12 protein-coding genes are annotated in these 15,295 nt (G+C 37.6%); 6 read left to right on the top strand and 6 right to left on the bottom strand.

The window, feature by feature from the left end:
• Positions 1-2 precede the first annotated feature (2 nt).
• The 5 genes from ULVI_RS02815 to ULVI_RS02800 all read left to right on the top strand — a co-directional run bounded on the left by ULVI_RS02815 (position 3) and on the right by ULVI_RS02800 (position 7,080).
• Positions 3-1,346, top strand: coding sequence for a dihydrolipoamide acetyltransferase family protein (locus tag ULVI_RS02815; protein ID WP_241780947.1), 1,344 nt, complete (start codon positions 3-5; stop codon positions 1,344-1,346).
• A gap of 108 nt (positions 1,347-1,454) precedes the next feature.
• Positions 1,455-3,521, top strand: coding sequence for an alpha-ketoacid dehydrogenase subunit alpha/beta (locus ULVI_RS02810; protein WP_068589544.1), 2,067 nt, complete (start codon positions 1,455-1,457; stop codon positions 3,519-3,521).
• A gap of 33 nt (positions 3,522-3,554) precedes the next feature.
• Positions 3,555-5,162 (top strand): tetratricopeptide repeat protein, encoded by a 1,608-nt coding sequence (locus ULVI_RS02805; RefSeq protein WP_068589541.1) that lies wholly within the window; start codon positions 3,555-3,557, stop codon positions 5,160-5,162.
• A 165-nt stretch (positions 5,163-5,327) separates the two neighbouring features.
• Positions 5,328-5,453, top strand: a complete 126-nt coding sequence (locus ULVI_RS15725; RefSeq protein ID WP_262485576.1) for a hypothetical protein — start codon at positions 5,328-5,330, stop codon at positions 5,451-5,453.
• A gap of 10 nt (positions 5,454-5,463) precedes the next feature.
• Positions 5,464-7,080: a T9SS type A sorting domain-containing protein gene (locus ULVI_RS02800; protein ID WP_197463472.1), complete on the top strand. Its 1,617-nt coding sequence runs from the start codon at positions 5,464-5,466 to the stop codon at positions 7,078-7,080.
• Positions 7,081-7,313: 233 nt separating this feature from the next.
• Here ULVI_RS02800 and ULVI_RS02795 read toward each other — a convergent pair whose 3' ends face one another.
• From ULVI_RS02795 to ULVI_RS15520, 6 genes are all read right to left on the bottom strand, one after another.
• Entirely contained in the window at positions 7,314-9,038 is a 1,725-nt protein-coding gene (locus tag ULVI_RS02795; protein WP_068589535.1) for a hypothetical protein, read from the bottom strand.
• A gap of 409 nt (positions 9,039-9,447) precedes the next feature.
• A complete protein-coding gene (locus ULVI_RS02790; protein WP_157632555.1) occupies positions 9,448-10,818 on the bottom strand; it encodes a lactonase family protein in 1,371 nt (456 codons plus the stop codon).
• Positions 10,819-10,958: 140 nt separating this feature from the next.
• Positions 10,959-11,819 carry a helix-turn-helix domain-containing protein gene (locus ULVI_RS02785; protein ID WP_068589529.1) on the bottom strand — a complete coding sequence of 287 codons (861 nt, stop codon included), beginning with the start codon at positions 11,817-11,819 and terminating at the stop codon, positions 10,959-10,961.
• A 268-nt stretch (positions 11,820-12,087) separates the two neighbouring features.
• On the bottom strand, positions 12,088-12,624 hold the full coding sequence (locus ULVI_RS02780; RefSeq protein ID WP_068589525.1) for a DUF4136 domain-containing protein: 537 nt from the start codon (positions 12,622-12,624) through the stop codon (positions 12,088-12,090).
• Positions 12,625-12,638: 14 nt separating this feature from the next.
• Positions 12,639-14,621: a urocanate hydratase gene (locus tag ULVI_RS02775; protein ID WP_068589523.1), complete on the bottom strand. Its 1,983-nt coding sequence runs from the start codon at positions 14,619-14,621 to the stop codon at positions 12,639-12,641.
• Positions 14,622-14,659: 38 nt separating this feature from the next.
• The gene (locus ULVI_RS15520) at positions 14,660-14,839 is read right to left on the bottom strand and encodes a DUF5522 domain-containing protein (protein WP_082830772.1); all 180 of its coding nucleotides are present in this window, start codon (positions 14,837-14,839) and stop codon (positions 14,660-14,662) included.
• Positions 14,840-14,948: 109 nt separating this feature from the next.
• On the opposite strand from ULVI_RS15520, the gene ULVI_RS02770 reads away from it, so the two are divergent.
• The gene (locus ULVI_RS02770) at positions 14,949-15,275 is read left to right on the top strand and encodes a hypothetical protein (protein WP_068589515.1); all 327 of its coding nucleotides are present in this window, start codon (positions 14,949-14,951) and stop codon (positions 15,273-15,275) included.
• The last annotated feature ends 20 nt before the right edge of the window (positions 15,276-15,295 follow it).

Here is a 15,295-nt window from a genome sequence, read left to right as displayed (position 1 = left end):
AGATGTCAGATACAAAATCAAGTAAGACTAGTACTACTTCGGCTGCTACGCGTACTGAATTTAAAATGCCCAAAATGGGTGAGAGTATTACCGAAGGAACCATCATTAATTGGTTGGTTCAAGAAGGTGATTCTTTCGAAGAAGGGGATATTCTAGTAGAAGTGGCAACCGATAAAGTAGACAATGAAGTACCGGCACCTTCAGCAGGAACGATGCTCGAGCATAAAGTAAGAGCGAAAGATGTGGTTCCGGTAGGAGATGTAATTGCTTTATTGGAACTTTCAGATAAGGTGGCTAATGCGGGTACTCAAACTTCAGAAAAAACGACCCAGCAATCCACGGGTGAATCTGGTAAAAAGAAATCCCTTCCGAAGAAAAAAGCGGCAACCACTACGAAATCCATATCAGCGAATGCTATAAATGAGCATGTGTTTATTTCTCCTCTTGTGGATAGCATGGCTCGAAAACATCATATTAGTTACGAAGAGCTTGCACGAATTCAAGGTACAGGAAATGAAGGTCGTTTGCGAAAAAGCGATGTCGTGAATTATATCAAGGAAGGGCGTCCGTTTCAGTTTGCACAAGTGGTTTCAGAAAACAACGGATTTAAAATACCCGACCTCAAATTTGATAAAGGAAAAGGAAAGATCGTCGAGATGGATCGCATGCGACAAATGATCTCAGATCATATGGTATTTAGTGCGACCACCGCACCTCATGTGACGGCGTACGTTGAAGCAGATTTAACCGATATGGTTACTTGGCGAAATGCAAATAAAGTGGCGTTTCAGAAAAAGTACAATGAAAAACTAACTTTTACCCCTTTGTTTATAGAGGCGGTTGCGAGAGCCATCAAAGAGTTTCCGATGATCAACTCTTCACTCGATGGAACGAATATTATTGTAAAAGACGATATCAATATTGGAATGGCAACTGCATTACCCAGTGGAAACTTAATCGTTCCGGTGGTTCGAAATGCCGATAAAAAAAATCTTAAAGAGTTGGCTGAAAGTACCAATGAATTGGTGTCTAAAGCCAGAGAAAATAAACTGAAAGGGGACGATACCAAAGGCAGCACATTTACCATTAGTAACGTAGGTACTTTTGGAAGTTTAATGGGAACCCCAATTATTAATCAACCGGAAGCCGCTATTCTGGCAACTGGAATTATAAAAAAGCGTGCTGAGGTGATGGAGCGGGAAGATGGCGATACGATCGAAATCCGGCACATGATGTATTTATCCTTGTCGTTCGATCACCGTATTGTTGATGGTTATCTGGCAGGTTCATTTCTTCGGAAAATTGCCGATCACCTAGAGCAGTTTGATGGGAAACGGAGCATTTAAATAAAGTGATTTCCTCTTTGAAAGAGGGCTGGGGGGATGTTACTATTAGACATTGTAAAACATCCGTTCCCGACTTCCCTATCCAAGGGGAGGAGAAAAACAAAAAAAATGAAAAAAAATATAACCAAAGAGACATTAAAAAAAGCCTTTAAAAATCTGGTGACTGCGAAGGCGATGACCGAGATTTATGAAGCGAACTTTAAAGTGGTTTCTAAGTATGTACATGCCACTTCGCGCGGTCATGAGGTAATTCAAACTGCTGTAGGAATGCAATTGCAGCCTCAGGACTATATGTTTCCCTATTATAGAGACGATGCGATGTTATTGTCGATTGGAATGACTCCGTACGAACTTATGCTTCAGGTGCTGGCTAAAAAAGACGATCCATTCTCTGCGGGCCGTACGTATTATTCGCATCCCAGTTTACGGGATGATGATAAGCCAAAAATTCCGCATCAGAGTAGTGCTACAGGAATGCAGGCAATACCAGCGACTGGTGTGGCTATGGGAATGTGGTACAAAGAATCTATGAATTCTGAATTCGATAGCGAAGAATCAAATTTACCCATTTCGGTTTGTTCCTTAGGAGATGCCTCTGTGACCGAAGGGGAAATTGCCGAAGCATTTCAGATGGCGGCCTTAAAACAACTTCCAATATTATATCTCGTGCAAGATAACGGGTGGGATATTAGTGCGAATGAAGCAGAAACAAGAGCTCAGAATGCATACGAATATGCCGCCGGATTTCACGGTCTTGAAGCCATTTCGATCGATGGAACCGATTTCGAACAAAGTTTTCATACGGTAAAAAAAGTAATAGAAACCATTCGTGCCGAACGACGTCCTTTTTTAATACATGCAAAGGTTCCTTTGTTAAACCACCACACATCGGGAGTACGTATGGAGTTTTATCGCGATGATCTAGAAGAAGCAAGAAGTCGAGATCCGTATCCGAAATTAAAAGCGTTACTACTGAAAAATGATTTTACTGAAAAACAACTTTCAGAAATCGAGGCTAAAACTGAAAAGGAAGTCAAAGCAGCACTAGACAAGGCATTAAAAGCAGCAGACCCAAAACCTGAAGATCTCTTTACGCACGATTTTGCACCTACTCCAATAACGGAAGAAGTGGGAGAACGATCTCCTAAAGGAGGAGAAAAAGTTGTGATGGTAGATTGTGCGTTGTTCGCGATCGAAGAATTAATGGCAAAACATAAAGAATGTTTGTTATACGGACAGGATGTTGGCGGTCGTCTGGGAGGTGTTTTTAGAGAAGCTGCAACGCTAGCACAGAAATTTGGCGATAACCGGGTTTTTAATACCCCTATACAAGAAGCATTTATCGTAGGATCAACCGTTGGAATGAGTGCGGTTGGCTTAAAACCCATTGTAGAAGTTCAGTTTGCCGATTATATCTGGCCTGGTTTAAATCAGTTGTTTACGGAAGTAAGCCGAAGCTGTTATCTTTCTAATGGAAAATGGCCCGTTTCGATGATCTTACGAGTTCCTATTGGGGCTTATGGAAGTGGGGGACCGTATCATTCTTCTTCCGTAGAAAGTATTGTAAGCAACATCAGAGGATTAAAAATTGCATATCCGAGTAATGGTGCCGATCTAAAAGGGCTGTTGAAAGCTGCGTATTACGATCCGAATCCAGTGGTGATTTTTGAGCACAAAGGTTTGTATTGGAGTAAAGTAAAAGGAACCAAAGGTGCAACGAGTATAGAGCCTTCTGAAGATTATATGCTTCCTTTTGGAAAAGCTTGGGTATTACAAGAGATCTGGGGACAGGAAGCGGAAGAAACCCTTTCAATTATTACCTACGGAATGGGAGTGCATTGGGCGATGAATGCTTCTGCGGAATTGGGAATGCAGGACCGTATTGAAGTGGTGGATCTTAGAACGTTGCATCCGTTGGATTATGAAACAGTATTTAAGTCGGTTAAAAAGTGTGGGAAATGTTTGGTGGTAACCGAAGAGCCTTCAGATAATGGATTTAGCAGAAGTTTACAAGGTCGTATTCAAGAAGAATGTTTTCAGCAACTGGATGCCCCAGTCATGCTGATAGGTTCAGAAAATATGCCGGCTATTCCTTTGAATTCGGTCTTGGAAGAAACGATGATCCCTTCCGTAGAAAAAGTAAAAGCTAAGATTAATAATATCCTGAATTATTAGAATGCTGTATCTTGTAGTATTATATTTTAAATAATGCTTTTACGAATACTCTGTTTTCTTTTATTACTTCAAAGTACATGGGCGCAACAGCCTGAAATCGTATTATTGGATAGTCTTTCTATGGCTACTTCGGAAAGAGAACGCGCACGAATTAGTAGTTTAATTGCGTTCGAACTTAAGAACGATAACTGGGAACGCGCACGGAATTATATTGAAATAGCAGAAGAACACGCCAAGAAATCGGCTTCAGATAGTGTGATGGCAGCATTTTATAAAGCTACCGGAGACATTTATTCCTCTAAAGATGCCCTCGATATAGCACTTAAAAATTATCTGAAAGCATACGATTATTATAAACTTCAACCGGCTTCAGAACGGTTTCGATTAGAAAATAGTCTTGCCATAGTATACGCCAGAACTAAAAATGATGAAGCAGCACTGAAGTATTTTAGGAAAGTATTAATTTTTCAGAAACAACAAAAGGATACGCTTAATCTGGCACGAATCTATAATAATATGGGTACGCTGTATTTGGAGAAAAATATAGATTCCTCATTGGTTTATTTTAAGCGATCGCTGCAATTGGCAGATACCATTAATGATGAAAATCTTGACGTGTATGTACACACGAATCTGGCACGATGTTACAGCCGTAACGAAGATGAAGAAGCAGCAAAATTTCATTTTAAAAAAGCACTAAATTCATTGTCTCAAACTGTTAGTGTGAGAGCAAAGGCGTGGTTGTTTAATGAGTATTCTGAGTATTACTTAGACCAATCTAACTCCGATTCTTCTATCTATTTTGCAAAAAAGGCAATGCTTTTGTACGATAGTGTGGCTCCGTATAGTTTCGAACATGAGCGATCTGTCGGCTTGTTGTACAAAGCTTTGCTGAACATAGACCGTTATGAGGATGCATCTGTTTATTTTGAAAAATACAACACCATTCGGGATACATTAAATCTAGAAGATAAGAGGGTTAATCTTGAAAAACTTCTAATTGAGGAAGAGTACAAAGCAAAAGAGAAGTTGCAGAGTCTTGAAGAGGCTAAAAAGCGTTCTAAATATTACATCATTTTATTAAGCTTACTCGCGGTATTATTATTTCTGGGAATGTTACTTATACGCTTTAGAAACAAACTAAAGCGGAGTGAACTTGAAAAGCAATTAGTACAGGCTAAACAAAAGGAACTTGATACAAACCTAGAATTAAAGAACAAAGAGCTTATAGGTAAAGCAATGATAGAGATACACCGTACAGAAATTATCGAAGAAATATTGACCGACCTCAAAGATATTAAACGGAAAGCGGTAAAAAAGGAAACACAACAGGCAATCGACTATATTGCCAAACGGTTAAAGCGCGATACGACTACCAACTTATGGGATGAATTTGAAGTGCGCTTTGAACAAGTTCACGAATCTTTTTATCGAAATTTAAAACAAAAACATCCCGATCTTACTCCACGCGATAAACGTTTGTGTGCGCTCTTAAAATTACATCTTACGTCAAAGGAAATTGCTCAAATTACTGGTCAGACTTCAAAATCGGTAGAAAATGCTCGTACCAGACTTCGAAAAAAATTAGAACTTACACATGAAAATACCGATCTTTCACTTTACCTGTCTTCATTAGAGTAATTTTTTTAAATTTAATAAATGCCTTAAAATCAAATAATTGCGTTTATTTGAGTGGTTTTGCTATGGTTTTTTTTTCTGAATGAGTGATTTTGTAAGGGTCAAATTTTAGGTGTCATTCTAAATGCTAAATATATTTGAACCGTTCGAACTTTAAAAATTGAAAAATTGAAAAAAGAACCTAAAAACACATTAGACGATTTTTTAGAGCATAATAAGGATAAGAAAAACGCATTAAAAAAAATCGTTAAAGAACTTGATAAGAAGGAAATCAATAATTCTAAAACTAAATAAAATGAAACATATGAAAACAATTTTTACACTTTTTGCACTATTTATTATAAGTGCATCTTATGCACAATGGACCGATGAAACCAATGTTAATACTTTAGTGGCAGAATCTGAAGCAACAGATATGCAATCCATTGGTACATCTGCCGGAAGTACTTATGTAATTTCTTGGAAAACGGTACCTGCACCGACAAATTTTGAGCTGCGTTTGCAAATTTTAGATCCCGATGGAAATAGCACACTCGGCGCCGATGGAGTGTTAATTAGCGATCAAATCCCTATGTCAACTTTTACAGTACAATGGAATTTGGCTCTTGATGAAGCAGATAATTTATACCTCAGTTTAACTGGAACAGGTGCTGGTAATCCCGCTTACGTTTTTAAAATAGATCCCGATGGAAATCAATTGTGGGGTGAAAATGGTGTGAATGTAGGAAGCGGCTATTCAGTTACGGTCTTACCCTTGAGTGCCGGAGGAGCAATTGTAAGTTGGTTGGCTTCAAGTGGTGCTGTGATGCAGAAATATGACGAAACAGGAACAGCGCTTTGGGCAGATACACAGCCTATCGCACTAAGTTCGGGTCCTACCGCTCCTGGGAATTTCTTCGAATTAGCTAACGGAGAATATATTGCCGTTTTTCATGCTTTAATTGGAGGAATCAACTCAAATTTATATGCTCAGCGATATGATGTAGACGGGAATTCAGTTTGGACCGAAGCAACTCAAATTTCAAATAAGCAAACTGCGTTTAATAGAGCCTATCGTGGTGTACAGGATGGGGATGTAGTATATATGGGCTATTTTGGCGTTGCCGATAACAGATTTGATTCTTACCTACAACGAATTAATGCGGATGGAACATTACCATGGGGTATTAATGGATCCGATTTCGATACTTCAAATACTAATTTCGAAATGAATACCGACATTGCTTTTTCGGAAGGTGCCGATCATATATGGTCAATTTGCACTTACTCCAATACTAGTCAGAGTGAAGTTGGAGAGTTTGTGCAAAAGTTTGATAAAGATTCTGGAGCAAGATTGCTTACAGATACTGCAAAAATTGTGTTTCCCATCGGGGAGCAGAAAACACATGAAGGGCAGCTGCAATTAAAAAATGGAACCCCATTATTCTTAATTGAAGAAAGTGCTCTTGGCGAAGTCCCTACTTCATTACACGCGGTAGAATTAGATGCAAATGGAGATTTTGTGAATTCTGAAGAACCAACTACGCCTATAGCTACGTTTGAAGCTTCTAAAAGCAGAGTGCAGTTTACAAAATTTGTAGATGGGCAGAGTGTTGCTGTATTTGTTGAAGATAAAGGAGATGGAGTAAAAATGTATGCACAGAATTTTGGAGAAGTAACCCTATCTGTAGAAAGTTTTGATAAAGTAAAAGCTTCGATCTTATTTAATAATCCCGTAACAGACGTGATTCATGTTAAATCAGAATCTCAAATCACTGAAATATCTCTTTACAATATGTTAGGCCAAAAAATAATGAATGTATATTTTCAAGAACTAGGAGAGGTTAGAGTTCCGTTATCTTCACTAAGTTCAGGACAATATATTATGAATGTTACAACAGCTGCTGGTGTTGTGCAGGGATTAAGAGTTCTTAAACAATAATTGGTTAATACTCGAATAAAAAGGGCTGCCAATTGGCAGCCCTTTTTTCTATAATTAATTTATTTGGTTTCTCATTGTTTTCTAGATGTATTGCTTACTTAAGTAATCAAGTTAAGGTTTAAGATACTTGCTTCAGTAAATGGTAACCATCATATTTTATTTCCGAAGAAAAATTGCTGTTCCGTTCGTTTAGGAAATTCTTTTTAATGTTTTAAATGAATGATAGGTTTAGTTTATTTAACCTTACTAATAGTAAAAAAGTTGCTGCCTGCTTCTGGTCGCATGCGTACAGTTCCACTATTTCCAGCACGTTCTACATAGATGTAAACCTGATCACCAGATTGCATTTCTATTGTTTCATTGATAATGATACTTGAAGTATTTATGTTGTTAACGTTTTTAATATAGTTATTTGAAATCGTAGAACCTGGGTATAGTGTATTTGCTCCTCTATTAATTAAAAGCTGAGTGTCTAGTTGAAGGTCTTGATTAGTGGTAATCGCGACAATGGTTACATTAATATGAATAGTATATCGTCCATCTTCGTTAATGGTCAGTCTTGTAGCAGAAGGCCCTTCAGAAACAGAAAAGAGATTAGAGTCGTCGTTCCATTCATTAAACTCGAATAATTCTAATTCGGTACCACTTGTTACGTTTAAATTTTTAGTGCGATTTGCTGCGTTTCCAAAACGAGCACTTCTGTCTTCGTTTTTTTGCGGGATCCAACGCCCATTTTGCCATACGTAGAATCCTACTCTAACATCATTGCGATATCCTGCAGGAGATAAGTTTCGATTGGTATTATATACCAGCAATCCATCTGCGGGAGAAGTTACTGGGGCAGCAACCGATGCGTTGGTAAGTGCTACTCGATTTACAAGAAGACCTTTATTGGCTCCAGTGAGTTCAAGCGTAGCGCTCGCATCTATCGATGTGTCGCCAATTCCTACAGCACCATTGGTTACAATATTATCGTTAATATTATTAGGTTGAGTGGTGGTGCCTTCTTCGTACCAGTCATGATCTAAGTCATCGGTAGTTAGCATTCTTTTCCATCGGGAATCCCAAAAATACATTCCTTTTGGATTTGCAGAAGCAGGACCAGAGGATGTAGAGTTGTTCCATACTAATAACCCATTTGCTGGAGCAGAATTTATCGGACTAAAATTTGAAAGATTGTTTAATATTACTCGGTTTGGCATAAAACCTTGATCGTTTCGAGCTAATGAAAGTGATGCATATTCTGGATTATTGTTGGCACCAATTTCTACATTTATTTTAGTTGGATGGGTTGAAATTATGACATTGCTGTCTGATCGTACTTGAAAATTTATATCTGGATCTCCATCGGGGTTTATGGTAACTTGACCTCCTGATGCTCCAAAGCTATCGTAGGATATAAAGCGTTTGCCAACACTACTGAGGCTTAAATTAGTTGCATTGTGCATATACATACCCGAATTCGGACTAGACGCAAAACTATAAACAGGAGCCGATTCACTCCCTAGCCCTTGTGATAAAATTTTTGACTGAGAGCTGGTTCCAGCAGGAATTGTAAATTTAGTGTTGTTCGAGGTTTTAAATACTAGCGGTTGTGCATTTGTCGTTCCAAGAAAATCACTTGCATTAATATTGTTTCCAGACAATGACCAATCGTCTCCGAGAGGAATCCATCTATTAGAACCATTCCAATAATAAAAACCTGGCTTTACTGCGTTTGCTCCAGTAACTGTTGCGGTATTATAGACTAATGTACTTTCCGTCAATGTTGAGCCAGATAGACTTATAGCCGATAAGGAATTATTAGCTGTTAAGGCGACTCTCGGAATAAGAATTCCTTGATCATTTGTGCTAATATCTAATGCAGCACCATCTGCTGGAGAAGTAGTTCCAATACCAACTTGTGCAAAAGTTATATTGAGGTATAAGAATAGAGATAAATAGGTAAAAATCTTCATAGTAGGAATTTAGGGTATGCAAATCTAACGCATATAAGTCTTATAATCGCTCATATAATACCGATAATCGACAACATGCAAATATTACCGACGAAAATTCCTACAAGGTGTATTCTGTGACCTGTTTTTAAATTTCGAGCATCAAGAACAGGTGTTTTTTAATAAAATAAAAACCCCCTTAATCCAATGACTAAGGAGGTTAAAAACAAACTTAAAATTATATAAAAGATAGATAGTAGTTAGATCATGCCCCAAGACATTGAAATATTATTTTTAATAAATGTCTTGCGCTTCATATTGAGTAAATTTTAAAATTACTTCCCACAGCAAAATAACTACTAAGTAAAATCGAATAAGAAAAGTACTTGCTCTTTTAATTAAACTGCTTTAGCTGTTTATCTATAATTTATTATAGATCAAAACCAGTTAACCCTAAGAAATTAAAGGCTCCTGGTTGACCTTGTCCACTTTGGGTTGTATTTAAAAGTATTTGTTCTCTAAAATCAAGTCCATTACTAGTAATGTCAAATACATTCATTGAAAAAGATTGAAAAGCTCCTATATGATATAAATAGGAATTGTCTGAGGTAATCCACATATCTTTTGAATCCCCAGCTGGCATTGTACCTTCACGCGTCTCAAATGGAAGCGTTTCTGTTATTGCGCCACCTGCACCTAAAGCGTAAGGAGTAATCACATTTGCCTTAAAACTGGAAACGTATAACCTATCGTTGTTTGGGCTTATTACCGTCCAGCATGCTTCATCAAGATCATCACCATTACCCGCATTAAAATTAGCAGTCTTTACAACCTCAGAACCTGTGTCGTTAAGTGAAATAACACTGTTCTCAGCTTTCGCAACAGTAACGTTAAAATTGGTTGAATACAGATTTGTATTGCTATTAGGAGCCCAGCTAATCCCAATGGTTCCAGCAACTCCAGATTCTTCAAAAAATCGAGGGTTAGAAACTGTACCGTTATTAAAATCATATACATAAACTCGGCTTGGGTGTTGCTCATCTAATGAAGGACTGTCTGTTAAAAAGTGAGCAATACCCCATAAAGAAACTGCTACCTTAGATCCATCTTCACTAAAAAGCACTTGTACGGGTCCACCGTTTTCTCTTACGTAATTATCCATTACTCCTTGTGGACTTAAAGTCCCATCAGTTGTATTAAATCTAAATAGAGCAATATTTCTTTCGGCGTCAGATGCGTCTGCCTCAGTGAGATCCATCATATGGAAGGCATCGTTTGGATAACGTTCAACATCGGGTACATTCTTTTGCACATTAGGATTGTTCCATTGATTACCAACCATCACCCAGAATTCTGTTTCACTCCCATTCACAGGAGTGCTGCTAATGCTTACAGGACGTGTTCCGCCGGAAGCTGTGTTTCCTAGTAGCGAAATATCACCATTGCTTCTATCTAAAGAAAATACCGAAACAGTATTTCCTCCAGCATTTACATTAAGTAAATAGTCATCAATAATTTGAATAGCACCCTGAGAGTCGAAATCTCCAAATGCATCGCCACCTACACCTATGTTTGAACCCCCTTGACTGTTGGTCGCATAAGCAGTTTCATTTTCGATAGAGCCATCTTGCAACCTGTCAAATCTAATAACTTGATTTATTCCTTGCCCATTTGTAGTAGTATAGATGTATCCAGCTACTGTGTTTTCTCCATCGGGAGGAGTGTTTCCATTGTCATCGTCACTACAGGAGTAAAAAGTAAATGCCAAAGCACTTAAAAGTATTAAAGATAAATTTTTCATATTCATTGTAATTTTATTATTTATTAGAATTTTTAGGTCGCTAATAAATAGATGAAATTTCCTGAATAGTATTTTTTGTGAAGGACTTAACACAAATAAGGTCAATAATAATGCGGCTTATGAAGATATTTCCCGAAAGGTTATGGATTGTTCCTTTGTTGATAGAATTCATTTTTTTTTCTAAACTGAACAGGACTGCAGCCTTGATTTTTTTTAAAAAAAGATGAAAAATGGCTTACATATGTATATCCTAAATTCTCAGCGATTTCTTTCACTGGTTTTTCTGAAAACAATAACATTCTTCTTGCTTCTAACAAAATACGCTCATTAATTACCATGAGAGGTGTAGTTTTGGTATACTTTGAAAACACGTTTGCTATGGTCTTTGGTGATTTTGAAAGTAATGAAGCGTAATCTGAAACTTTGTGAAGTAATTTATAATGCTTTTCAGTTAGAATGTTGAACCGTCGAATTACATCCTTTTCTGAAAGATTTAATTCATTTTCAAATTTCTTTTTATCTAATAACCTATTAGACTTTATTAAGAGTCGTTTTAATAATGTGCGCAACATCTCTCCTTGAAAACTATCTATAAAATTAAATTCACTTTTAAAATTTTCAAAAATATCATGTATATCCACTGAATCTTTAGATTCTAGATTTATGACTACAGGGTTTGAGGAACCATAAAATAAATATCCATTACATGAAACCTCATCATCATTATCTAAAATGCAGTAGAATTCTCTATTAAAAACAAAAGATACAATTTTACTTTCAGCATCGAATAAAGTAATAACGTTTAATGGGGTGCAAAAAATAAGGTGGTCTTTTTTTAAAGTAGTATAACAGCCATCGATCAACAATTTTAAATCTGAGCCTCGAGCCCATATAATTTTATAGAGTCCTTTTTGTTTTAATAAACTTCTCCCATCTGCACAGGAAAAATCTGTAATAGTGATATTGCTATTTTCTGAAGCGCTTTCATAAATTAAATTCACAAATAGGAGGGTGTTTACTATTTCATTTTTAAAATCTTCAGTAAGTAGTATTACAAAATGAAGTTTTGTATTTTCGGTGTTGCTAATTGTGTTGGACGCTTATAATTTTAATCCTTACAGTTCTTAAGTCGGTTTAAAAAGAAGCTGTACCTCTCTACGAATGCTAATTGAATGAAAATACTTTTGGATTTGTAAGCCGAGTTGATTAAAGCTCATAAATAACATTTTAAAATTAAAAAAGCCCTCGATCGAGGGCTTTGAAGTTATTTTAATTGTTCATTTTATTTGGTGGATATTCTGCCAATACCTCATTTACAATTTCCCGAATACGTTCATCTTTTTTATCGATGTCACTTCCGGTATGCAAGCTAGCAGTTCCAATTCCTTGCCATACCAATTCGTTTGTTTTAGTGTCGATAAGGTCTATGTATAAAGATCCTTCCGTAGAACGGGAAACACTATTTCCATAATTTCCGTAGAACCAAGGATTCCAACCCCAACCATACCCGAAGTTATTATTATACACATCTACACGTTCGCGTTCTTTAGTAAAGATACTCACGAGCAGATCGGGTGATTCAGATTTAATCATGCCTTTCGAGGTCATTGCCGATTCGATTGCACGAAGAATTCTTTTCTTATCAAGGTCAGATATTTTTGCTTTGTCAATCCCAGGCTTATAAAACGCAAACGATCCATAGCTGTTAAAGTTTGCTTTCTTATCGTAATCACTTGCAACACGAACACTCGTACAGGAAGCAAATACAAAAAGAACTAAAAGCGGTAAAAATTTTAATGCTTTCATAGTAATTTCTATGTTTAGTTAAACAATGTGTCATCTACAAAATTAGGAAGTGTTACTTGTAATTGAGGATTGTTCTTCATCGCTCTTTTAATTGCAAATACTGCTTCTTCATTTCGTGCCCAACTGCGCCGTGCGATCCCGTTATTTACATCCCAGAATAGCATAGATTCTAAACGTCGTTGAGCGTCTTTAGTACCATCAAGAACCATACCGAATCCGCCGTTTACAACTTCTCCCCATCCTACACCGCCGCCATTATGAATGCTAACCCAAGTAGCACCTCGAAAGCTATCTCCAATAACATTTTGTATTGCCATGTCTGCAGTAAAACGGCTTCCGTCGTAGATATTCGAGGTTTCTCGGTACGGAGAATCGGTTCCCGAAACATCATGATGATCACGCCCTAGAATAACTGTCCCTATGGTTCCTTCAGAAATAGCCTTATTAAATGCCGAAGCAATCTTCATTCTGCCTTCTGCATCGGCATATAAAATACGTGCCTGGCTACCAACCACAAGTTTATTCTCTTGCGCCCCTTGAATCCATTGAATGTTATCGGCCATTTGCTGCTGAATTTCTTCTGGAGCATCCTTTTTAAGGGTTTCGAGCACTTCTGAAGCAATCGTATCTGTTTTTTGAAGATCTTCTGGCTTTCCTGAAGCACACACCCAACGAAAAGGGCCAAACCCATAATCGAAACACATTGGGCCCATAATGTCTTGAACGTACGACGGATATCTAAATTCTTTTTCAGATCCTTTCGCCATGATATCGGCACCAGCTCTGGAAGCTTCTAATAGAAACGCATTTCCGTAGTCAAAAAAATACGTCCCTTTATCTGTGTGTTTATTTATGGCATCGGTTTGTCTTCGAAGGCTCTTCTGAACTTCCTTTTTAAATGCTTCGGGATTGTTCGCCATCATTTCATTAGCTTCTTCATAGGTAAGTCCTACCGGGTAATAACCACCCGCCCACGGATTATGCAGAGAGGTCTGGTCACTCCCCAGATCGATCTTTATGTCGTGAGTATCGAATGCTTCCCAAACGTCGACAATGTTTCCATTGTAGGCTATAGAAACCGTTTCTTTGGCTTTAGTTGCTTCTTTTACGCGTTTGCAAAGTTGATCTACATTCGAGATCACTTCATCGACCCAGCCTTGACTGTGTCTTGTTTGGGTCGCTTTTTTATTTACTTCGGCGCATACTGTAACACATCCAGCAATGTTTCCTGCTTTGGGTTGCGCACCGCTCATTCCTCCCAATCCAGATGTAACAAATAACCCTCCTTTAGGAGCTTTTTTAATTTTTCTGAAACCATTTAATACCGTGATCGTGGTTCCGTGCACAATACCCTGTGGACCAATATACATATAACTTCCCGCGGTCATTTGTCCGTATTGCGTTACCCCGAGCGCGTTAAATTTTTCCCAGTCATCGGGTTGTGAATAATTGGGAATCATCATTCCGTTGGTTACTACAACGCGAGGCGCGTCTTTGTGAGAAGGAAACAAGCCAAGCGGATGTCCCGAATACATTGCCAGCGTTTGTTCATCGGTCATTTGAGATAAGTAGAATAATACCAATCGATACTGTGCCCAATTTTGAAAAACGGCGCCATTTCCACCATAGGTGATTAATTCGTGTGGATGTTGCGCCACGGCATGATCCAAATTATTCTGAATCATAAGCATAATCGCTTTTGCTTGTTCACTTTTCCCTGGATATTCAGAAATAGGCCGAGCATATATTTTGTGTTCGGGACGAAAGCGATACATATAAATTCGACCGTACTCCTTCAGTTCTGCTTTAAATTCTGGTAGGAGTGTAGCGTGATGTTTTTTATCGAAATATCGAAGTGCATTGCGTAAAGCGAGTTGTTCTTCTTCCGAAGTAAGAATCTTTTTTCTCTTTGGTGCGTGATTTACTTCCGTATCGTATGCTTTTATTTCGGGAAGTTGTTCGGGAATGCCTTGTTGTATCTCTTCTTTAAAAGTCATAGTACTTAATATTCAGAATTTATATTTAGAGCAGTTTTTTAATTTTCCTTATTCCTGGTGTTCGTTTTCTTGTTAAATCCGTAGGGACAATGACGGCATCCGCTTTCGCAACAATAGCCTCTTTTTAGGTGATACTGTTCTGTAAAGCATTTATAACCTTCGGGCGTGAGGTAGTAATCACCTTCTTCTAGTTCTATTTTTTTCTTCGGAAACAACATCTAACAAAAATAACATTTTACAATTTCTGAACTTCATGAAACGGAAACAATTATAGCTAAGCAGGGGCTAAATAAATGGTGATGTTTAGTTTTTTAGTATCTTTTCTGAATGATAATTTTAGTAAATCGTTTTTTACTTCGGAAGCATTTCACGGGAATCAGCCTTTGGCCTTTTGTGATTGTTCGAAGCAGAGAAATGAAAAAAGACCTTACTTTTCTAAATCATGAGCGGATTCATTTAAAGCAGCAAACAGAATTGCTTGTCGTACCTTTTTACATCTGGTATGTAGTGGAATATGGGGTTCGTTTATTGCAATATAAAGATCGATATAAAGCATATAAGAACATTAGCTTTGAGCGAGAAGCATACGCCAATGAAGGGAATCTTCAGTATTTAGAGAAACGACATTTTTGGAATTTCTTAACCTATTTATAAAAAAAGCCTGAACATTAAGT

Origin of the sequence: Cochleicola gelatinilyticus (assembly GCF_001637325.1) — a bacterium.
Classification (GTDB): domain Bacteria; phylum Bacteroidota; class Bacteroidia; order Flavobacteriales; family Flavobacteriaceae; genus Cochleicola; species Cochleicola gelatinilyticus.
Note: the sequence above shows the minus strand (reverse complement) of the source record. Positions and strands in the feature narration are given on the sequence as shown.

Coding starts and splice junctions, on each gene's coding strand:
- ULVI_RS02815 (WP_241780947.1), top strand. CDS start 3: ATGTCAGATACAAAATCAAGTAAGACTAGTACTACTTCGGCTGCTACG.
- ULVI_RS02810 (WP_068589544.1), top strand. CDS start 1,455: ATGAAAAAAAATATAACCAAAGAGACATTAAAAAAAGCCTTTAAAAAT.
- ULVI_RS02805 (WP_068589541.1), top strand. CDS start 3,555: ATGCTTTTACGAATACTCTGTTTTCTTTTATTACTTCAAAGTACATGG.
- ULVI_RS02800 (WP_197463472.1), top strand. CDS start 5,464: ATGAAAACAATTTTTACACTTTTTGCACTATTTATTATAAGTGCATCT.
- ULVI_RS02795 (WP_068589535.1), bottom strand. CDS start 9,038: ATGAAGATTTTTACCTATTTATCTCTATTCTTATACCTCAATATAACT.
- ULVI_RS02790 (WP_157632555.1), bottom strand. CDS start 10,818: ATGAAAAATTTATCTTTAATACTTTTAAGTGCTTTGGCATTTACTTTT.
- ULVI_RS02780 (WP_068589525.1), bottom strand. CDS start 12,624: ATGAAAGCATTAAAATTTTTACCGCTTTTAGTTCTTTTTGTATTTGCT.
- ULVI_RS02775 (WP_068589523.1), bottom strand. CDS start 14,621: ATGACTTTTAAAGAAGAGATACAACAAGGCATTCCCGAACAACTTCCC.
- ULVI_RS15520 (WP_082830772.1), bottom strand. CDS start 14,839: ATGTTGTTTCCGAAGAAAAAAATAGAACTAGAAGAAGGTGATTACTAC.
- ULVI_RS02770 (WP_068589515.1), top strand. CDS start 14,949: ATGATAATTTTAGTAAATCGTTTTTTACTTCGGAAGCATTTCACGGGA.